Here is a 20,157-nt window from a genome sequence, read left to right as displayed (position 1 = left end):
TTGGTTCCCTGTACGAGTGGTCATGACGCCAGCCCCTCGGCCAGCGGCCCCAGCGCAAGGGCCGGGAAGTAGGTCAGGCCGGTGATGATCAGGATCGCGCCCACCAGCAGGCCGGTGAACAGCGGCTTATCGGTTCGCAGCGTCCCCGCGGTCTCCGGGACCGGCTTCTGCTCGGCGAGCGACCCGGCCAGCGCCAGCACGAACACCATCGGCAGGAAGCGGCCGAGCAGCATCGCGATACCGATGGTGCTGTTGAACCACTGCGTGTCCGCGTTCAGACCGGCGAAGGCCGAGCCGTTGTTGTTGGCGCCCGAGGTGTACGCGTAGAGGATCTCGGAGAAGCCGTGCGACCCGCTGTTGGTCATCGAGTTGCCCGGAGTGGGCAGAGCCATCGCCGCGGCGGTGAAGACGAGCACCAGCGCCGGGGTGATGAGGATGTAGCAGGCCGCGAACTTGATCTGGCGGGTGCCGATCTTTTTGCCCAGGTATTCGGGTGTACGGCCGACCATCAGACCGGCGATGAACACCGCGATGATCGCCATGATCAGGATGCCGTAGAGGCCGGACCCAGTACCACCCGGCGCGATCTCGCCGAGCTGCATGCTCAGCATGGTGATGCCGCCGCCGAAACCGGTGAACGAGGAGTGGAAGGAGTCCACAGCACCCGTCGAGGTCAACGTCGTGGACACCGCGAAGATCGACGAGGCGCCGACACCGAAGCGGGTCTCCTTGCCCTCCATCGCACCACCGGCAATGTCGAACGCCGGGCCGTGGTGGGCGAACTCGGTCCACCACATCAGAGCGATGAAGCCGACCCAGATCGTGGCCACGGTCGCCAGGATCGCGTAGCCCTGCTTCAGGCTTCCGACCATGCGGCCGAAGGTGCGGGTGAGCGAGAACGGGATGACCAGCAGCAGGAAGATCTCGAAGAGGTTCGACAACGGCGTGGGGTTCTCGAAGGGGTGGGCGGAGTTGGCGTTGAAGTAGCCACCGCCGTTCGTACCCACCTCCTTGATGGCCTCTTGCGAGGCGACCGCGCCGCCGTTCCATTGCTGCGAGCCGCCCATGAACTGGCCCACCTCGTGGATGCCGGCGAAGTTCTGGATGGCGCCACAGGCAACCAGGACGATCGCGGCGACGACGGAGAGCGGCAGCAGGATGCGGATGGTGCCGCGCACCAGGTCCGCCCAGAAGTTGCCCAGCTCCCCGGTGCGCGAGCGTGCGAAGCCCCGTACCAGCGCCACCGCGACCGCGATTCCTACCGCCGCAGAGACGAAGTTCTGCACCGCCAGCCCGCCGGTCTGTACGACGTGGCCCATGGCCTGCTCGCCGTAGTAGGACTGCCAGTTGGTGTTCGTCACGAAGGAAGCGGCGGTGTTGAACGCCTGGTCCGGGTCGATCGAGGAGAATCCGAGCGAGCCGGGCAGGTGGCCCTGGACGCGCTGCAGGACGTATAGGAAGAGCACGCTGACCGCGGAGAAGGCGAGGACGCCGCGCAGGTAAGCGGGCCAGCGCATCTCCGTGTTCGGGTTGGCGCCGATGCCCCTGTAGATCCACTTCTCGACGCGCAGATGCTTGTCGGAGGAATAGACCCGGGCCATGTAGTCGCCGAGGGGACGGTAGGCGAGTGCCAGTGCCGCTATGAGCGCGAGCAACTGGAGCACGCCGGCGAGGACGGGGCTCATATCAGTGCTCAGAACCTCTCCGGGAAGACCAGGGCGACTACGAGATAGCCCAGCAGGGCGACGGCCACGATCAGGCCGACAATGTTGTCGGCGTTCACAGCTTCGTCACCCCCTTGGCGACGAGGGCCACCAGCGCGAACACCGCGATCGTGGTGACGACGAAGGCCAGGTCGGCCATCGTGAGCTCCTATATGAGGTTCGGATTGAACGGATGATTAGAGGAAAGCGCCTTTCTGGCCGGATTCGACCACTGTTGATGGCTCCCTTACGGCAATCCGTCCGTCTTTGATGGAACCCTTACGGCCCACTCATCCATGTGCGCGAGCCGATCCCCCACCCGCCCGAACCCGTCCGCCGCCGCATCGGCGCGTGCGGGCCGTCGGGGCGAATGAAGGGCTGGGGCCCGGCGTGGGTATTCCGCCGAGAGCGCTGCTCACCGGCTCACCGCGCTCCAGGGTGTTGACGAGTCCCGCGGCAGCATGCCCAGCCGGACCTGTTCACGCGCCCCGGCCGTGTACGTGCCTGGGCTGCCGGCTCCCGACGCAACGCGAGACGTTCACTACGCCAACGGGCTGCGCAGCGTTAAGAAGCCATCAGAATTCTCACGAACGCGGGCATAGGTGATCAGGATGCGTACGCTGGCTCGGCTGTCGTATCGATGGCCTGATCCATGCCATACGACGGGAGCACCACGATGGCCACCCCCGCCCGCACCCATCGCCTGCGCGCATGGCTGCTGGAAGGTTTGACCGACCGGCCGGTCAAACAAACCGGCTCCCAGGCTCCGGCTTCTCCCGAGGGGCAGCGTTGGTGGCGGGTGATGTGCCTGACCGGTCTGGACTACTTCTCCACCCTGGGCTATCAGCCAGGGATTGCCGCCCTCGCTGCGGGGCTGTTGTCTCCCCTCGCGACCATCGTGCTGGTGGTGCTGACCTTGTTCGGGGCGCTGCCCTGGTGGCGTCCTATCTGGCACTGAACGTCGTCGTTGTCGCGACGGGGCTGTGGCAGGTGATTACCCACCCGCACGTCGTCACACAGTGGTCCACCGCGCTGACCACCGAACACGGAAATCCACTGATGAGCGTCTTCCTCATCACCAGTAGCTTCATCACCACGCTGCTGATCCCGGAGAAGGCGTTCAAGCCGGGCGGCGAGGCCAACGGACGCGCGCTGGCCTATCTCGCGCACGAGTACCTCGGCTCGTCCTTCGGCACGGTCTATGACACCTCGACGATCCTCATCCTGTGGTTCGCGGGCGCATCGGCCATGGCCGGCCTGCTCAACCTGATGCCGCGATATCTCCCCCGCTACGGCATGGCCCCGCACTGGGCGCGCGGGGTGCGCCCCATGGTCATCGTCTTCACCCTGGTCGCCTTCCTGGTGACGTGGATCTTCAACGCGAGCGTCGACGCTCAGGGTGGTGCGTACGCAACCGGCGTGCTCGTCCTGATCACTTCCGCCGCCGTTGCCGTCACCATCGCCGCCCGCCGGGCCGGCCAGCGCGGCTGGACCATCGCTTTCGGCGTGATCGCCGCTGTGTTCGTCTACACGAGTGCTGTGAACGTCGTCGAGCGCCCCGACGGTGTGAAGATCGGCGCCTGCTTCATTGCGGGGATCATGGGGCTCTCGCTGCTCTCTCGTCTGGCCCGCGTCTTCGAGTTGCGCGTCACCGACGTAGAGCTCGACGACACGGCCCAGCGGTTCATCCGCGACACCGCCAATCGCACGATCCGGTTCATCGCCAACGAGCCGGACAGCCGCGATGCCACCGAGTACTGCGAGAAGATCGAACAGATCCGGGACGACAACGACATCCCGCCCGGTGACGACCTCCTCTTCGTCGAGGTCACCGTCCTCGACCCGTCGGAATTCGAATCCGGACTGCGCGTGCGGGGCGAAGTGCTGCACGGCCGCTACCGCATCCTCACGCTCGAGAGTTCGACCGTGGCCAACGCACTGGCCGCGCTGCTGCTCCATGTGCGCGACATGACCGGCCGGCAGCCGCACATCTACTTCGAATGGACCGAAGGCAACCCGATGGCCAATTTCCTGCGATTCTTCCTCTTCGGCCAGGGTGAGGTCGCCCCCGTCACCCGCGAGGTACTGCGCGAGGCCGAACCCGACCGCTCGCGTCGCCCGCACGTACATGCCGCCTGACCAGTGGAGCTCGTGGCGTCAGAACTGCTCACAGACCGACATCGCGGGCGCGGTAATCGTCCAGCGTTTCCCGGCGTATGAGCAACCTGGCCCGGCCGTCGTGCACGGCCACCAGCGGTGGACGCCCCACGAGGTTGTAGCCGGAGGCCATCGACAGCTGGTAAGCCCCGGCGACCGGTACGGCGAGCAGGTCACCGGGCCGGATGTCGCCCGGCAGGTCGACGTCGGCCGCGAGGATATCGCCTGCCTCGCAGTGCCGGCCGACGACCGTGGCCGTGCAGGTCTCGGCGGTGGAGTGGCGCCCGATCAGCCGGGGCGCGTAGCGGACGCCGTACAGTGCGGGTCTGGGATTGTCGCTCATGCCACCGTCCACCGCGATGAACGTCCGCTCACCGGTGCGTTTCACTGAGAGCACACGGTAGAGCGCAACCCCCGCGGGCCCGGCCACGGCGCGGCCGGGCTCGATGATGAGACGTGGAACGGGCAGTCGTGCGGCCGCGCAGCCCTCGCTCAACTCGGCGCGCATCCTGCGGGCGAGTGCGGTGATGTCCAACGCGGCCTCTCCGGGCCGGTAGGCGATGCCGTGACCGCCACCCATATCCAGCTCGGACAGGACGACACCGTGTGTGTCCCGCACCCGGGCCATCAGCCCCACCATGCGTCGCACGGCCACGATGTACGGCTTGGCGTTGGTGACCTGCGACCCGATGTGGCAGTGCAGGCCGGTGAGTTCGAGCTGCGGCTGCCCGAGAACGCCGGCGATCGCGTGGTGGGCCTGTCCGTCGGTGAGGGAGAGGCCGAACTTCTGGTCCTCCGTTCCGGTGCGGATCTTCGAATGCCCGCCTGCGGAAACTGCTGGCACCACACGGATCATGACCTTCTGGCTGCCCTCCTGCCCCACGGCGGCGGCCAGCCGGGCGATCTCGGGCGGATTGTCGATGACGATCCGCCCTACTCCCAGCCGCAGTGCGGCCTCGAGGTCGTGAGGTGACTTGGCGTTGCCGTGCAGCACCATCCGATCGGCCGGAAACCCGGCCGTCACGGCGAGTTCGAGCTCTCCGGCCGAGCAGACGTCCAGCCCGAGCCCTTCCGCCGCTATCCAGCGCACCATCGCGCGAGAGAGGAAGGCCTTCGCCGCGTAGAGGATGTCGGCGTCAGGAAAGGCGGCCCGGTACGTCCGGCAGCGCTCGCGCACCTCGCCCTCGTCCAGGACGTATGCCGGTGTGCCGAAGCTCTCGGCGATATCGGTCAGGTCGACCCCGCCGACGGCGAGAGCACCGTGTGGGAGCCGCGTCGTTGAGCCGGGCCATATCGACAGATCGTCGCCGGCCGCAGGCACGGGGGAGAGAGCGAGGGTGGTTGTCACCATGTCAACTTCCCCTCACGCGGCGTGGGCCGGGATGTCGGCCGTCGGAGCTTCGCGACGGCGCTGTCGGGGGTGGCGGCCCGGACTGCCGGAGCGGTGAGCATCGGATCGAGCGTCATCCGTGTCACGCCGAGCGCTGCGGCCATCGCACGCAGTGCGGGCTCGGAGAGCACGATCCATGCCTGGCCCTTGCCCAACGTCGTGGTGAGCAGCGCCGGCCTGGTGAAGGCAACGGTGGTGCGAACGCCCAGCGGGGTGCGGAAGAGACGGATCGCGACGCGTGCGGGTCCCGGCCTGACCGGGACGTACAACGGCCCGGCCGGGACCTGTTCTTCGGGCTCAGGGTCGTCGTCGTAATGGTGCAGACACATGGGAACCTCCCGAAGGAACCACGAGGAGCGAGTGACGTCCCGGGTGCGGCGAGGCAGACCGGGCTATGACACCGAAGCTATGCCCGGTCAGTGCACCCGCCGACGTCTCATGATGTCCCCCTGACGCCGGCCGGCCGAGTCATGACGGTTCACTGACGGCCGGTCCGTCGCGGCATCAGGAACACGTCATGGTTCGCAGCTGCGGTGTCAGAAGGACGTCAGCAGAGTGCGTCATCCGCCGGAACGGCGATTCCATGGGATGGCCACACAGGCCAGCCAGAAAGGGAGCGCCGATGTGCGAGCCAGCGAACGAATCCCCCCGCCGTGTCGTGGTCGGCGTGAACGGCAGCCCGTGCAGTCTCGCGGCACTGCACCGGGCAGCCGAAGAAGCCCGGATGCGGGAGGCCGAGCTCTGGGCCGTGCTCGCGTGGAAGCCCGCCAACAGCCGCCTCACCGGCCGTACTTCCCCGTTGCCGTCTCCGTACACGGACTGCAGTTCCGCGGCCGTGGAACTGCTGCGTGACACCCTCGGCAAGGCATTCGGCGCCGTGCAACCTGGTGTCACCTTGGCCGGCCTGGCCGTCTGCGCTACAGCGGGCGCCGCACTCGTGGACGTCGCCTGTCACCCGCACGACCTTCTCGTGGTGGGCACCGGGAAGGGCGGCCCGGTGCGGCGCGCGCTCAGACCCTCAGTCGCCCGCTACTGCCTGTCGCACGCGCACTGCCCTGTGCTGACTGTGCCCCCTTCACCGCTCGAAGCCGAGCTCACCGCTGCACACCGCCGCAATGTCTGGCGGATCCGGCTGGATACACGAGAACTGGCGGAGTGATGGCGCGGTACGCAGCAGACGCACGAAGGGCGACTGACGCCCGTTCGGCAATCGTCATCTCCGCTCTCTTCCCTCTGTTGCTGTTCGCCGTCGACGCGGTGGCCGGCACCGCGGCGGGCTACCGAACACTGTTGTGGGCCGCTCTCGGCGTCATTCTGTTCGCCGTCCTGTGGCCCACTCACGTCACCGCCACACCAGGATTCCTCGTCTCCCGTGGACTCGTCCACCGACACCACGTCCACACGGACCAGCTCATCTCGGTCTCCTGGCTCAACGGGGTCGCGCAGCGCCTGATCCTTCGGGACACCCACGGCAACCGCCTCGAACTCGACCCTCGCGTCCTCGTCGCCAACCCACCCCTGTGGCAAATCCTGGACACGGGTGCCCGCACGAGCATCGCCCGCGGCACCCTGACCACTGGCCGGCTGCCGCTGCAGCAACTGTCGCTCCGCATCGATCGGGAACTGGCCCGAGGAGTCTTCACTGTGTCTGGCCTGCGCTGAGGTCACGCGGTGGGTTTGGCTTGACCGCCACCCCGGTCACTTGCGCTGGCTCCACGGGTGAAGGGGTGAACGGGTGAAGGGCCGCTGTTGGCCTGGACAAGAGAGTCCAGGCGGAGCGGGCAAAGCTGGTCGGCAAGCCGGCGATCAGGCATCGGGCACGGAACGGGCACGGGGCGCTTGAACTGGTCCAGACAACAAAGAAGCCCCCGGCCACTGGCCTGGGGCTTTCTCATGGAGCGAGTGACGGGAATCGAACCCGCGCTCTGAGCTTGGGAAGCTCATGTTCTACCATTAAACTACACTCGCGCAGCGGTCTTCGAAAAGGAACCGCATCAGCGCTCACTCTACCTCATGCCAGGCCCCCGGCGTCTTCGCCGCGGGGCCTTCGTGCTGTCCAGGGGGTGGGGGCCGGGGTGAGGATCGGGGTGCCGGGTGCGGAAGTTGGGGCGTAGCGTGGAGGGCCGGAGTGCCGGTTGCGACCATGTCCTGTACATCCCCTAATGTGGTGCTTTCTCTCGTCCACGCTTGATGGGGAAGGGACTTGATGGACCCGATGGAACGCACCGTTGTCCGCTGTGCCGAAGGGCATGTGTTCAGTACCGCTTCGTTCCCGATGCAGCAGCTCGGGAGCGACCGGATCGGCCCCGGCAGGCTCCTCCGGTGTCCGCGATGTGCCCGGTTGCGGCAAGCCGTCCCGGTGGGGATGGAGCGGGGTTAGGCCGTGTGTGAGGAGTCCCGGCTGCCCCGCGTGCGCCCGGCCCCCACGCTCGCTGCGTTGTCGGAGTCGCCCGAGTACGTTCCGTGCGCGGGCGACCCTCCGCCGTGCGATGGCACGCACCGGACGCCGCGGGGCCTGGCTCGGGCGGACGCCGCCACTTCGCACACACGGCCCAGTGGCGTGGCGGCGGGAGCTGTCGCTGTCGTGGGATGCGGCCACCGGTTGGGGTGGGCCCGCGCGCTCCCCGTATCCTCGGGGCGTGCTTCTCTCAGACAAGGACATCCGGGCCGAGATTGACGCCGGACGCGTGCGTATCGATCCGTACGACGAATACATGGTGCAGCCATCCAGTATCGATGTGCGGCTCGACCGCTACTTCCGGGTGTTCGAGAACCACCGGTATCCGCACATCGACCCCGCAGTCGAGCAGGCGGACCTGACCCGCAAGGTCGAGCCGGCCGGTGACGAGGCGTTCATCCTGCACCCCGGGGAGTTCGTTCTCGCCTCGACGTACGAGGTCATCTCGCTTCCGGATGATCTGGCGTCGCGGCTGGAGGGCAAGTCCAGTCTCGGGCGGCTCGGTCTGGTGACGCACTCGACCGCCGGCTTCATCGACCCCGGGTTCTCGGGGCACGTCACGCTCGAACTGTCGAATGTCGCCACCCTGCCGATAAAGCTCTGGCCGGGGATGAAGATCGGGCAGCTGTGCATGTTCCGGCTCTCCTCGCCGGCCGAGCACCCCTACGGCAGTGAACGGTACGGCTCCCGCTATCAGGGGCAGCGGGGGCCCACGGCTTCCCGGTCCTTCCTCAATTTCCACCGGACCCAGGTGTGATGCGGGCATGAGCGACGAGCGCGAGAACCTGACGTACGAGGTGTTCGGGACCGCGGTCCGCGAACTGGCGCAGACCATCGCCGACGACGGGTACGAGCCGGACATCGTGCTCAGCATCGCGCGCGGCGGGGTGTTTGTGGCCGGTGGGCTCGCCTACGCCCTGGACTGCAAGAACATCCACCTGGTGAACGTCGAGTTCTATACCGGGGTCGGGACCACCCTGGAGATGCCGGTCATGCTGGCCCCGGTGCCCAACGCCATCGATTTCTCGGACAAGAAGGTGCTCATCACCGATGATGTCGCCGACACCGGGAAGACCCTGAAGCTGGTTCACGACTTCTGCGTCGGAGCGGTCGCCGAGGTGCGCAGCGCGGTGATCTACGAGAAGCCGCAGTCGCTGGTGAAGTGTGAGTACGTGTGGAAGCGCACCGATGAGTGGATCAACTTCCCGTGGAGTGTTGAACCACCGGTGGTCCGTCATGAGGGACAGGTGCTCGACGCCTGACGGCTGCGGGTTTGCGGGCGCCTGAGTCCCCGGGGCCAGGACACCGATGTCCGCGGACCCCGGGACGGCCCCCGGTCCGCAGCTCCCATGGGAGGTCCCAGGCCGCCCCGGTCCGCAGCTCCCATGGCGGGTCCCAGGCCGCCCCCGGTCCGTAGATCCCATGGCCCCGATGCCTGCCGGCCGGGCTGCTGGTCCTACTCTCCCTCGCCGTGGCGTCCGCTGTCCGCGCCCAGTGCGGCGGGCAGGTCGGTGCGGCGCTGGATGTTGAGTTTGCGGTAGGCGCTGGTGAGATGGGTCTCGACGGTGCGCCGGGCCAGGTGGAGCAGTTCGGCGATCTGGGCGTTGGTGCTGCCCGCGGCGGCCAGGGCGGCGATCCGGGCCTCGCTCCCGGTCAGCGCCGAGGCGCCGGTGTGGCCGGTCTCGCGGGGGCGGGCGCCGCTGTCGCGCAGCGCCCGGTCGGCTTCGGAGCGAAGGCGCACGGCTCCCAGGTGCTCCGCCGTCGCTGCGGCCTCCCGGAGTGTCGCGCGGGCGCTGCGTCCGGCGGCGGTCAGCTGGCGCCCGTGGGCCAGCAGGGCGGGTATGAGTTCGGTCTCCAGTGCCGCGTCGCGCAGTATCTGGACGGCCTGCGCTGTGAGGTCGATGCCGTGCCGCCCCCCGGTGGCCTCGCCGAGGGTCCGCAGTGCGCGGCCGAGCACCCGGGGGGTGTTCCATACGGTGGCGAGCCGGTACTCCTCCTGGGCGAGGGCCAGTGCGGCGTGCGGCCGGCCGAGGGCCAGCTGGCAGTCAGCGGCCGCGGACCGCCAGGGTGTGACGACGGGGCTCAGGACCTCGCGGGCTGTCTGGCGGCGGCCGCATTCCTGGAAGTCGTCGAGCGCGGCGGCCGGATCTCCCGATGCGGCGCGCAGGATGCCCCGGGCGTAGAGGAATCGATTTGCCTCCCAGTCGGCGTGGGCGTTCCGCAGGGAGACCTTCGCAGCCAGCCGGTGGGCGTCACCTGCGCGGCCCACTTCGACGAGGGAGATCAGGGCATGGGCGTGGAAGTTGCTGGGGCCCGTGTGGTCGGGCTGGTCCGCGGGGAGGCCCTGGGCGTCGAGGCAGGTGAGGACCTGGGCATGGCGGCCGCGGGCGGCGACGGTGTCGGCCCGGGTGTTGACCAGCGCCCGCTGAACCAGGGGGAAATGCGATATCCGCTGCTGGGCCAGGCCCCGCTGGACCAGGCGGTCGGCCTCGTCCAGCTTGTCGGCCCACTGGGCCACGGCGGCGGACGTGAGGAGCAGATAGGGGAGCAGAGCGGGGTCCTCGGGCATCGCGAGCAGGCCCCGGATCCGCCGCATCGCGTGCTCGGCCGACACCCGGCCGGCGGTCGCCTCGTAGCGGATCAGCAGTGATTCCTCGGCGGGGCCGAGAAGTTCGGGGGAGTTCTCGGTGGTGAGCCGCAGCCGGGTGTAGGCGAGGTGTCTGATCTCCCGGTCGTGGTCGGAGAGCAGCAGGGCGGCGGCCCGCACGCTCCGGGTCAGTACGGGATGGTCGGACAGCCCGTCGTCCAGGTCGAGGAGCATGGCGAACGCGGCCCGGGCCTCGCCCCGGTGTGCCAGGGCGGTGCCCAGCATCACCGCGGCCTTCACCTTGTTCCTGGGCAGGTCCTGGAGCCGGAGTGCCTCGGTGAGGCGGGGGATGCCGGCCGCCCGTACGGTACTGAACTCCATGGTGGCGAGCTCGGTGAGCACGGCGGCGCGGTGCTCGCGGGTCAGCGGTTCGTCGAGTGCGCGGCGCAGGAAGTCGGCCGCCTCGGCCGGCCGGTTGTCCAGGGATGCGGTCCTCGCGGCGTCCGCGAGGGCGTCCGCAGCCCACTGCGCTCCGACCGCGGGGGCCCGCAGCAGATGACCGGCCACTGTCTCGACGCGGATTCCGCGGTGGTGGCGCAGTTCGGCGGCGGCGCGGTGCACGGCCTGCCGCTGCGGCAGGGGCCAGCCGTCGAGGACGGCTTCGCGCAGCAGCGGATGGGCGAAGCGGGGTGGCCCCTGACGGCGTTCGCGGCGCAGCAGCCCGAGCCGGACCATGGCGGTGATCCAGCCGGCCGCCCGGGCGGGGTCGGTTCCGGTGACGTCGCCCAGCAGGTCTTCTACGCGGTCGCCCTCGCCTTCGGACAGGCCTTCCAGTTCGGCGAGTGCACGGGCGACACCGGTGGTGCCGGGGCCCGCGCACTCCAGCCACCAGGTGACGGCGCCCACGTAGGCGCCCGGGTACAGCTCCGCGCAGCTGTCCGGCAGGCCGGTGGTTCCGGGGCCTTCCGGGAAGACGGCGCGCAGGTCGTCCAGCAGGGCGCGAAGCAGCAGTGGATTGCCCGCACTTGCCCGTACGCAGTCGTCGACCCATTGCTGCGGGGCGTCGGCGCCCGCGGATTCACGGACCATTTCCGCGGCGCCCTGCCGGCTCAGTGGGGCAAGCGCGTGCACCGTGACGAGGGAGGGCGACAGGGTGTGGGCGAGACCGGGCGAGGGTGTCCGGATGTCGTACTGGCCGCGCTCGGTCGCCACCAGGAGTACCGCTAATCGGTCCACCCGGCGGGCGGCGTAGGTGAGCCATCGCCTGGAGTCACGGTCGGCCAGATGGACGTCGTCCACGGCGATCAGCAGGGGCGAGTCCTCGGCGTAGGAGAGCAGCCGTTCCCACAACTGCGGAGGGTGGTTGCGGTGTGACGGGCTCTGCGGGGTGCTGTCCAGCGGCCCGAAAGCGGACGGGAGGTTCAGCAGTTGAAGTACGGCCGCGAAGGGTGTGCCGGTGTCGTCGGCCGCGCAGCGGGCGCGCAGGACCCGCATGCCCTGCTCGGCGCCGCGCTCGGCTGCCGCATCGAGAAGCGCGGTGCGTCCGGTGCCGGTGGCGCCTCTGAGTATGACCAGACCGCCGGCTCCGGCTCGGGCCCCGGTGATCTCCGTGGACAGCAGGTCCAGCGCTGCCTGGCGCTCGCGGAGAGCTGTCATCGGATCCTCCGGGGTGCATGGTCGGAGCGTGGGGCGGCCGGGTGGCCCGCCCTTCGGGGCTCTCGTGGTGCCCTCGTGGTCATCTCGTGGTGGTCCACGATTGCGGCGGCCATGGCACCCACAGGATTCTGGAGGCACTTGTAGCCGAACGTGTGTTTTACAGAAACGTAGGGAATCGGTTTGCGCACGTCTTTCGAGACGACAGAACCCCGTGTCCGGATCCCGGTTGCCATCCACGCATCGGATCCGCTGTCTCTGGCCGGGGCCACCACGCAGCTCCGCCAGCAGCCGGCGATCGAGCTGGTCGACGAGGCGAACGGCCCGCCCGGCACGGTCGCGGTCCTGCTGGCGGACTCGCTGGACGAGCCCACACTGTCCCGGTTGCGGAGACTTGTGCGGGTCGACGGCACCCGGGCGGTGCTGGTGGCAGGGCTGATCCGCGAGGCCGAACTGCTCCAGGTGATCGAAAGCGGGGTCGGAGCCATCGTCTGGCGGCACGAGGCCACCGGCCACCGGCTTCTGCAAGCGGTCATCGCTGCCTCCCGGGGCGACGGCGACCTGCCGTCGGACCTGCTGGGACGGCTGATATCCCAGGTCGGCACCCTGCAGCGGAACGCGGTCGGGAGCACGCCCGGCGCCCCGGCTTCGGGCCTGTCGCCCCGTGAACTCGATGTGCTGCACCTCGTGGCCGAGGGCATGGACACCGGGGAGATCGCCAGGAAACTGTCCTACTCCGAACGCACCGTGAAGAATGTGATGCACGGTCTGACAACCCGTTTGCAGCTCCGCAACCGGGCTCACGCCGTCGCGTATGCCTTCAGGGAAGGCTACATCTGATCTTCCGGGCCCTTGTGGTGGCCCCTGGGGGCAGCGCTTACTGCCCCTGAACTGCGGGGGAGTTGCCCCTGAGTCGTCCCGCAGTGGCTGCGGGACGAGGTCCCTCGCGAGGCAGGATGGCGGTGCGGAACCGTGACACCGGCGCCCGCCCGTTCACACCGGCAACTGCGAAGGGCACGACAGTGATCCATGAGGTGGACGAGGTCCTCAGGGGGCTGCTGTCCGGAGGGGCCCTGGCGGGGACCGGGGTCGACATCGCCTTCGACGCACCGACCCGTGACTGGGCGGCGCGGCGCAACGCGCCGACGATCGACGCCTACCTGTACGACATCCGGGAGGACGTCAAACGGCGGGAGCGGGGCGCCGTCTCGGTCAAGGACGAGCGGGGCGTGGTACTGAAGAGGCGTCAGCCACCGCGCTGGTTCCGGCTTTCGTACCTCGTCACAGCCTGGACCAAACAGCCGCAGGATGAGCACCGGATGCTCTCCGCCGTGCTGGCCACCCTGCTGCCCCGCGAGGTGCTGCCGCCCGAGGAGCTCACCGGAGCGCTGGCCGAGCTCGGACTCACCGTGCCCATGACGGTGGCGGGTCTGCAGACGGACGCGCGGTCCTTCGCCGAGATCTGGTCCGCGCTGGGCGGTGAACTCAAGCCGTCCCTCGATCTCGTGGTCACCGCGCCGTTTCCGGCGTTTCCCGAGTACGAGGCGGGGCCGCCGGTCACCGAGGGGGCCGGGGTACGGGTGCGCGGCACGGACGGCACGCTCGACGACTCTCCGCAACGGCTGCACCAGGAACGGCATTTCACCGGCGGCGGGAGGCGGCGCACGCCAGGTGCGCGCGCCGGGGTCGCGCCGTCCGCCGCCGGCCGCGGGGACGCAGCCGACGGGCCGCGGAACACGGGAGCGCAGTCCGAATGACCTCAGCAGACCTCAACCCCGCTGATCCGGGAGCCACTCCGGCAGGGGTGCTGCTCGGCAGGCTGGGGCAGCTGCGTGACCGGGTCACAGATCTTGTGGCGCGGCGCAGCGCCACCGACCCGACCGCAGCTGATCCGCTGCGCGGTCTCTATCTGTCCGATGAGGCGGTGCGGCAACTGCTCCGCCCCCATGCGGGCGGTGGCGCAGATGTCCGGCCCGGCGAGGCCGGCGTTCCCGGCATCGTCGCGGATGCGGGTCCCGCCGGGCCACCGGACGGGGACCGGCTGCGCGGGCTGTCCGGCCGCCTGGGCCTCACTCCGCTCGACACCGCGATCCTGCTGCTGGCGCTCGCTCCCGATCTCGACCGTGCCTTCGAGCCGCTGTACGGCTACCTCAACGACGATGTCAGCCGCCGCCGGACGACGATCGGTCTGGCCGTCGAGCTGTGCGGTCTGCCCTCGCACGACCCGTCGGCCCGGGCCCGTTTCCATCCGTCGGCTCCGCTGCTCGCCCTGGGCCTGGTCCGTGTCGAGGAGCCGGAACGCCCCTTCCTCAGCCGTGTGCTGAGCGTCCCCGACCGGGTCGCGGCGTATCTGCTGGGGGACGACACCCCGGACGCCGCTCTCACCGGGCACGCCAGGCTGCTTCCGGCCCGTCCGGTGCCGGCCGACGCCGCACCGCCGGATGCGCTGGTGGGGAGGCTTGCCGCGCTGCTGGCCGACGGCTCGCCGACGGTGTATCTGCGCGCGGACCGGGAGGGGGACGCCCTGGTGTGCGCCACCGCCGCGCTGAGCACGGCGGGTCTGGAGGCGCTGCACTTCACGCCGGGGAACGGGACGCAGGGGGGTGTGGCGGCGGCGGGCCCGGCGCCCGGGGGCGAGGACCGGGGCGGGGACGGCGGCGCGTGGCCGCTGCTGCCCGTACTGCTTCGGGAGGCGCGGCTGCGGGGCTGCGCGATCGTCGTGGCGCCGGTACCCGGGAAACCGGGACCGCTGCTGCGGGCGCTGGCGGGCGGTGACGTGCCGGTGCTGCTGGCGGGGGCACGGCCGTACGATCCGCACTGGTGCGACAGCGACCCGCTGGTCATCGACGCCCCCCGGCAGCGGGCCGGCGATCTCGGTGCCTGGACCGACGCTCTGGGACTGCCGGAGGGAGCCGGCTCCCTCGGCTTCGATCTGGCGCAGGTCGTCGCGCCCTACCGGCTGGACGGTGACCGTATCCGCCGCACCGCACGGGCCGGGCTGCAACTCGCCGCCTTCGACGGCGCCGAGTTGTCCGCCGCGCATCTGCGGCTGGCCGCCAGGCAGCAGTCCGCGTCGGGCCTCGAGCAGCATGCCCGCCGGATCAGGCCCGACGTCGGCTGGGCTGACCTGGTGCTGCCCGAGCGCCCGTTGGCGCAGCTGCACGAGCTTGCGCTGCGGGCCCGGCACCGCGACCGGGTGCTCGGCGACTGGCGGCTGAGCGCGGGCGGCGGGCGGGGGCGGGGCGCACTCGCGCTGTTCGCGGGCGATTCGGGTACCGGCAAGACGCTGTCCGCCGAGGTGGTCGCGGCCGAACTCGGGCTTGATCTGTACGTGGTGCAGCTCTCGTCGGTCGTCGACAAATACGTGGGCGAGACCGAGAAGAACCTGGAACGGATCTTCACCGAGGCCGACCGCACCGACGCGGTGCTGCTCTTCGACGAGGCCGACGCCGTTTTCGGCAAGCGCTCGGAGGTGACCAGTTCCAACGACCGCTACGCCAACCTGGAGAGCGCCTATCTTCTGCAGCGGCTGGAGTCCTTCGACGGCATCGTGCTGCTCACCACCAATCTGCGGGCCAATATCGACGAGGCGTTCACCCGGCGACTGGACCTGATCGTCGACTTTCCCTTTCCCGACGCCGATCAGCGGCTGGCCCTGTGGCAGCACAGCCTGGCCCATGTGCCGTGCGCCGATGACATCGACCCGGGCCGGTGCGCCAAGGAGTTCGAGCTGGCCGGCGGTTCGATCCGAAGCGCCGTGGTCACCGCCGCCTATGCGGCAGCCGGGCGCGGGTCCCCGGTCGCCACGGCGGACCTGCTGAAGGGCGCCCGGCGCGAATACCGCAAGGCCGGGCGCCTGGTGCTGGACGACAGCGGCGGCTGGTGAAGAGTGATGCCACGGTCGCCTTTCCATGACGCCGACGGTGTGGGCGGCGGTGAGCCTGCACGGATCGTTCGCGCGGATGGCGGCGAGCCGGAGCTGCGCGAACTGCACGAAGAGGTTCGGCCCGTCACCCGCCCTGAGCGGCAGCGGTCCATGGGCAGGGGCCTTCTTGCCGGCCGGGCCCGACGACGATCCTCCGCCACTGCCCGCACCGCTGTCCGTCCCGCCACTTCCGGCCGTGGAGGCCGGCTTCGGCGCCGCGGACGGCTCGATGGAGGTCCAGATGCTCACATGCCGACGCTGAGGGCTGTCCGGTAGCCGGCGCACCGGCCCGGGGTCAGCAGGCCGCCGGGCACTCCGGCTGCCCGTGGAGGCGTCCCGAACTGCCCCGGCGGCACAGCGGGGTTACGGAGTGGTCGGCTTGACGATGATCCACTCCTGGTCGTCGGTGTTGCTGCACTCATAGATGGTGAGCGGGGTGGCGTCCTTGCCGTCGCTGTATCCGGAGACATCCAGGCAGAGGTGGTTGCTGGCGTAGTTGCGGATCCAGTAGTGACCGTCCGACTGCTTGTCCAGCCACCAGAGCTGGTTGTCGGCCTGGGTGCCGTCGCAGCCCGACTCCCTGAGATGGGTCGTGGCCGGCTGGCCGCCCCGCTCCGGGAGATCCATGCAGAAGTCGTCCTTGACGTTGCGTATCTGGAAGAGGCTGTTGTCGTTCGGGCCGCCCTTGGCGTAGCGGACCTCGAAGTTCCAGAGCTGGTTGTCGTTTGCCGTGCCGTCGCAGGTCCACTCGGTCACATCGCCGCCCACCGTGCCCTTGTCGAAGCCGGGGAGGTTGGCACATTTGCCGGTGGTGGTGTTCTTGATGAGCACCCTGCTGGCACTGGCCGGATCCGGCTTCTTCCGCGTCTTCGGCTTGCCGCCGCCCGAACCGCCTCCGCTGTCACCGGGCTTGGGCGAGGGGACGGGAAGCGCGGCGGCCGATGAGCTCGGCGACGGCTGGGGCAGCGGCGCGCTCGGTGTCGGGGTGGGGAGCTTCTTGCCGGACTCGGCGAGCTGTTCCGTCGCCAGGCTGTGCACCTGCGGTTTGTAGGCGAACCAGGCGATCACGAACATCACCGTGAGAGCCAGGGCCACGGCGAGGAACGTGGCGAGCCAGCGTGGCAGGAAGCCTTTTTGTACGTAGGTGCCGTCGATGGTGAGGGGTGGGGTGCCGGAGCGCTGGACGGCGAGGCGGTAGGGGCGGTTTTCCTTTCGCCCGAACCAGGTGATGTTGCGGGGGCGCAGGGTGGTGTTGACGAAGGCTGCGCGGCCGGGCTCGATCTGGACGTTGGCGGGGTGGATCTCGTAGGAGAGCTGGTCGCCGTTTTCGCTGCCATTGACGGAGGCGGTGAGCCTGGTGTTGCCGATGTTGTCGATGGCGAGTTTGGGGCGTCCGCGGAAGCGGCCTTTGACGGTGTGGGGGACGAGTTCGGCGCGTACCTCGGTGAACGGCGTGATGGTGAGGTTGCCTTCGGGGACGGTGGTTGCCCCGGGGTGTTCGGTGGGGGTGATCTGGATGCCGTAGGGGTTGGGGCCGGCGGTCGCGTCCGGGGTGCGTGGTGGTGCGAAGGTGAGCTCGACCGTGCCCGTCGTGCCGGGATACAGCCGTATCGTCGCGGGTTCCACGGTGATGTACGGGGCGATGTCACCGACCGGTACGCACCGGTACTCGTCGACGATGTCCCCGGTGTTGCGAAGCCTCAGCCGCACGGTGGTCGTGCTGCCGGGATCCACGGTGGTGGACGCGGGCTCGATGGAGGTCCAGATGCTCACATGCCGACGCTAGACGAGGGGCTGTGGTCCGGTCGCCAGGCTGCGGGGCAGGGCCGTTGCCCGAACAGGCCGAGTCCGACGGGCGGATCCGGCGGATGGCGCGCGGCGAGCGTCGGCCTTCGCCGGTATCCGCCGGTCGTGCGGGCCCGGGTACGGCCGGCCGCCGGGGCGGGAGCCGTGGCGATGCCACGGGCCGGACGGCCGCCGCACAGCCCGCCCGGAGGCCCGGCCCGGCCGGCCGGTAGCGGTGCCCGGTGGTCTGCCCCCGTTGCCCTTTCGCGGCTTCCGCGGAACTGGTTGATTCCAGCGGTTACGGGATCGACCGGTCCAGGGAGAGCGCATGCGAGCACATCGGCCTGAAGACGGAACCGCGCGGGTCGCCCCGGGCGGCCCCGAAGCGAGGAAGGCAGCGGCGTTCCTGCTGGCCGGACACGCCGGGCGGGCGGCTGCCGGGCGCCCGGCAGCCGGGGACGTCGCGGCGCTGCAACGTGCCCTGGGCAACGCCGCTGTCAGCCGGATCCTCGGCGACGAGCGGGTGGACGGCGCTGCCGTCCAGCGTTCCGCCGTTGCCGGTGTCCTCCGGGCCCCCGGCCGGGCCCTGGACGGTGCGGTGAGAGCGGACATGGAGGCGCGGTTCGGCGAGGACTTCTCCGATGTCCGGCTGCACACCGGCACCGAGGCGCGACGCTCCGCCGCCGAGGTGGGAGCGCGTGCCTACACGTCGGGCAACCATGTGGTGGTCGGGGACGGCGGTGCCGACCGGCACACCCTGGCCCATGAGCTGACCCATGTGATCCAGCAGCGCAGGGGGCCGGTCGCCGGCACCGACAACGGTTCGGGTCTGTCGGTGTCGGATCCGTCGGACCGCTTCGAACGCGAGGCCGAGGCGACCGCCCATCAGGTTCTGAGCCACCCGGCCGGGGCAGAGCCGGTGATGGCGGGGCAGCACACGGCGGAGAGCCGGCCGCAGGCGGCGCCGGTCCAGCGTGCCGTCGTGCTGGCGGGCACGGTGTACTCCAACCAGCACGCGGGTGCGCACGAGAAGGACTCCGGGCCGCTGTGGAAGGAGATCGAGACCTTCGTCAGGAACGAGCCCCCGGAGCGCCAGAAGGAATTCCAGGAACACCAGCTGGCGATGAAGCAGCAGCTGGACAAGTGGGTGAACGACGCGGGGGCGGGTGAGAAGGACGCCACGAACAAGCACCACCCCGTGTACGGGCGCAAGGCCCGCAACCACAGCTACCCCGGGGTCGCGCAGCTCTACGCCGGGGTGCTGGGCTGGGTGCGGCAGAAGCCCGGACGCCACCGCGAGAAGGAGCTCGCCGAGCAGGTGAAGGGCAACGACGAGGTCGAGGTCAATCTCGACATCGTGCTGGCCAAGGTGCACACATGGATCACCGGTCTCGGCGGATCGCCCGGCAGCCCGGGCCACCCGGGCCTCAAGCCCGGCATGTACGACCAGATCATCAAGGAACTCGGCACCGGCCTGGTGAACGGCCGGCAGTACGGCACCTACCGCACCCACTTCGACAAGGTCGGTGCCACGAACCCCGCAGCCAGGACGGGGATCGGCTCGGACCTGCTCGCGGTGCTGGCGCACCCTGAGAAGTACGACATCCGCGACAAGATCGTGACCATGCACGATGCGATGGAGTACTTCCTGGCCGCCCGGCACGGCGCGGCCACCGCGGGCAGCGGCCTGCTCCCGCCGCCGCATCCCGACCAGATCACCGGTACGTCGGAGATCGGCTCCGACGGTCACCGTGCGAAGGCGGTGCACAGCAAGGGAATGCACGTCGACCGTGGGGTCGGCTTCATCACCCGCGACGAGGGCGACCCCACCACGACGCTGGCCCGGCAGCACAACGTGCCCGTATGGGTGGGCCAGTCGGAGACCACGGCCCGGATGATGAACCAGGGCGCGTACGCCGGTGCATCGGGCCGTCAGCTGTCCGCCGCCGCCTGGGCGTTGTTCGCCTTCTGGCGCCTCGACTACGACCACACCGTCAAGTGGGGTTACCACACCCTGCATGAGGTGCTCGACATCGCGAGCAACTTCGGCGTCCCGTACAACATGCTGGACCGGGAGGAGGGACTGCGCGGCTTCAGTCCCGGCAGCACGCTCAGCGGTATCGAGGCGTGGGCGGGCCATCTGCGCCAGGAGCACCCCAAGCTGGCGCGCGCGGTGCACGACCACGACAGCCGGTCCGCCGCGCCGGCGCCTCAGCTCAGCGGTGTTCTCGCCGATCTGGGCTCGCGTGTCGCGGGGCTCTCCACGGCGGCGGCCCAGTACCGGAAGGCGGAAACGGCCGGACAACGGCAGGAGCAGCAGGCGGCGTTGCGCCAGTACGCGCTGCTCTGCGACGACGCCATCCGGGTGTACCAGCACATCCACCAGGTGCTGGCGGCGGCGCCGCCGCCCCCGCAGATGGCGGCGGCCCCGGCTGCCGCGGGGGCGCACGGTAACCCCTGAGCCGACCGGGACCTGGTGGGCGCGGGCATGCCCTTCGG

General features: G+C 69.8%; 14 protein-coding genes, 1 tRNA gene and 1 pseudogene. 9 read left to right on the top strand and 7 right to left on the bottom strand.

Annotation, left to right across the window (positions count from 1 at the left end):
* Positions 1 to 20: 20 nt before the first annotated feature.
* Positions 21 to 1,685, bottom strand: a complete 1,665-nt coding sequence (gene kdpA, locus OHS16_RS14720; RefSeq protein ID WP_328537654.1) for a potassium-transporting ATPase subunit KdpA — start codon at positions 1,683 to 1,685, stop codon at positions 21 to 23.
* 8 nt (positions 1,686 to 1,693) lie between these two features.
* Positions 1,694 to 1,783 carry a K(+)-transporting ATPase subunit F gene (gene kdpF / locus OHS16_RS14715; RefSeq protein ID WP_328537653.1) on the bottom strand — a complete coding sequence of 30 codons (90 nt, stop codon included), beginning with the start codon at positions 1,781 to 1,783 and terminating at the stop codon, positions 1,694 to 1,696.
* 596 nt (positions 1,784 to 2,379) lie between these two features.
* Between kdpF and OHS16_RS14710 the strand changes: the two are divergent.
* A pseudogene (locus tag OHS16_RS14710) lies at positions 2,380 to 3,842 on the top strand (hypothetical protein).
* A gap of 28 nt (positions 3,843 to 3,870) precedes the next feature.
* Here the strand turns inward: OHS16_RS14710 and lysA are convergent.
* Positions 3,871 to 5,211 carry a diaminopimelate decarboxylase gene (gene lysA, locus OHS16_RS14705; RefSeq protein WP_328537652.1) on the bottom strand — a complete coding sequence of 447 codons (1,341 nt, stop codon included), beginning with the start codon at positions 5,209 to 5,211 and terminating at the stop codon, positions 3,871 to 3,873.
* A complete protein-coding gene (locus OHS16_RS14700; RefSeq protein WP_328537651.1) occupies positions 5,205 to 5,579 on the bottom strand; it encodes an SAV_915 family protein in 375 nt (124 codons plus the stop codon). Before OHS16_RS14700 ends, lysA begins: the two co-directional genes overlap by 7 nt.
* A 293-nt stretch (positions 5,580 to 5,872) precedes the next feature.
* Between OHS16_RS14700 and OHS16_RS14695 the strand changes: the two genes are divergently transcribed.
* Both OHS16_RS14695 and OHS16_RS14690 read left to right on the top strand, forming a co-directional pair.
* A complete protein-coding gene (locus OHS16_RS14695) occupies positions 5,873 to 6,409 on the top strand; it encodes a universal stress protein (protein ID WP_328537650.1) in 537 nt (178 codons plus the stop codon).
* On the top strand, positions 6,409 to 6,912 hold the full coding sequence (locus tag OHS16_RS14690; protein ID WP_328537649.1) for a hypothetical protein: 504 nt from the start codon (positions 6,409 to 6,411) through the stop codon (positions 6,910 to 6,912). Before OHS16_RS14695 ends, OHS16_RS14690 begins: the two co-directional genes overlap by 1 nt.
* 232 nt (positions 6,913 to 7,144) lie before the next feature.
* Here OHS16_RS14690 and OHS16_RS14685 read toward each other — a convergent pair.
* Positions 7,145 to 7,218, bottom strand: a tRNA-Gly gene (locus tag OHS16_RS14685).
* 671 nt (positions 7,219 to 7,889) lie between these two features.
* On the opposite strand from OHS16_RS14685, the gene dcd reads away from it, so the two are divergent.
* Positions 7,890 to 8,465: a dCTP deaminase gene (gene dcd / locus OHS16_RS14680; RefSeq protein WP_328537648.1), complete on the top strand. Its 576-nt coding sequence runs from the start codon at positions 7,890 to 7,892 to the stop codon at positions 8,463 to 8,465.
* Between the two features lie 7 nt (positions 8,466 to 8,472).
* The gene (locus OHS16_RS14675; RefSeq protein WP_328537647.1) at positions 8,473 to 8,970 is read left to right on the top strand and encodes a phosphoribosyltransferase; all 498 of its coding nucleotides are present in this window, start codon (positions 8,473 to 8,475) and stop codon (positions 8,968 to 8,970) included.
* A gap of 194 nt (positions 8,971 to 9,164) precedes the next feature.
* Here the strand turns inward: OHS16_RS14675 and OHS16_RS14670 are convergent, their stop codons facing one another.
* A complete protein-coding gene (locus OHS16_RS14670; protein ID WP_328537646.1) occupies positions 9,165 to 11,951 on the bottom strand; it encodes an AAA family ATPase in 2,787 nt (928 codons plus the stop codon).
* Positions 11,952 to 12,131: 180 nt separating this feature from the next.
* Here OHS16_RS14670 and OHS16_RS14665 point away from each other — a divergent pair, with 180 nt between their 5' ends.
* From OHS16_RS14665 to OHS16_RS14655, 3 genes are all read left to right on the top strand, one after another.
* Complete coding sequence (locus OHS16_RS14665) at positions 12,132 to 12,788, top strand: helix-turn-helix transcriptional regulator (RefSeq protein WP_328537645.1); 657 nt, start codon at positions 12,132 to 12,134, stop codon at positions 12,786 to 12,788.
* A 182-nt stretch (positions 12,789 to 12,970) separates the two neighbouring features.
* On the top strand, positions 12,971 to 13,705 hold the full coding sequence (locus OHS16_RS14660) for a DUF4255 domain-containing protein (protein WP_328540848.1): 735 nt from the start codon (positions 12,971 to 12,973) through the stop codon (positions 13,703 to 13,705).
* On the top strand, positions 13,702 to 15,834 hold the full coding sequence (locus OHS16_RS14655) for an ATP-binding protein (protein ID WP_328537644.1): 2,133 nt from the start codon (positions 13,702 to 13,704) through the stop codon (positions 15,832 to 15,834). Before OHS16_RS14660 ends, OHS16_RS14655 begins: the two co-directional genes overlap by 4 nt.
* Before the next feature lie 402 nt (positions 15,835 to 16,236).
* On the opposite strand, the gene OHS16_RS14650 is transcribed toward OHS16_RS14655, so the two are convergent.
* The gene (locus tag OHS16_RS14650; protein ID WP_328537643.1) at positions 16,237 to 17,646 is read right to left on the bottom strand and encodes an RICIN domain-containing protein; all 1,410 of its coding nucleotides are present in this window, start codon (positions 17,644 to 17,646) and stop codon (positions 16,237 to 16,239) included.
* A gap of 340 nt (positions 17,647 to 17,986) precedes the next feature.
* Between OHS16_RS14650 and OHS16_RS14645 the strand changes: the two genes are divergently transcribed.
* Positions 17,987 to 20,119, top strand: coding sequence for an eCIS core domain-containing protein (locus OHS16_RS14645; RefSeq protein ID WP_328537642.1), 2,133 nt, complete (start codon positions 17,987 to 17,989; stop codon positions 20,117 to 20,119).
* The last annotated feature ends 38 nt before the right edge of the window (positions 20,120 to 20,157 follow it).

This window comes from Streptomyces sp. NBC_00344 (assembly GCF_036088315.1).
GTDB lineage: Bacteria > Actinomycetota > Actinomycetes > Streptomycetales > Streptomycetaceae > Streptomyces.
Note: the sequence above shows the minus strand (reverse complement) of the source record. Positions and strands in the feature narration are given on the sequence as shown.

Coding starts and splice junctions, on each gene's coding strand:
- kdpA (WP_328537654.1), bottom strand. CDS start 1,685: ATGAGCCCCGTCCTCGCCGGCGTGCTCCAGTTGCTCGCGCTCATAGCG.
- lysA (WP_328537652.1), bottom strand. CDS start 5,211: ATGGTGACAACCACCCTCGCTCTCTCCCCCGTGCCTGCGGCCGGCGAC.
- OHS16_RS14700 (WP_328537651.1), bottom strand. CDS start 5,579: ATGTGTCTGCACCATTACGACGACGACCCTGAGCCCGAAGAACAGGTC.
- OHS16_RS14695 (WP_328537650.1), top strand. CDS start 5,873: ATGTGCGAGCCAGCGAACGAATCCCCCCGCCGTGTCGTGGTCGGCGTG.
- OHS16_RS14690 (WP_328537649.1), top strand. CDS start 6,409: ATGGCGCGGTACGCAGCAGACGCACGAAGGGCGACTGACGCCCGTTCG.
- OHS16_RS14675 (WP_328537647.1), top strand. CDS start 8,473: ATGAGCGACGAGCGCGAGAACCTGACGTACGAGGTGTTCGGGACCGCG.
- OHS16_RS14670 (WP_328537646.1), bottom strand. CDS start 11,951: ATGACAGCTCTCCGCGAGCGCCAGGCAGCGCTGGACCTGCTGTCCACG.
- OHS16_RS14655 (WP_328537644.1), top strand. CDS start 13,702: ATGACCTCAGCAGACCTCAACCCCGCTGATCCGGGAGCCACTCCGGCA.
- OHS16_RS14645 (WP_328537642.1), top strand. CDS start 17,987: ATGCGAGCACATCGGCCTGAAGACGGAACCGCGCGGGTCGCCCCGGGC.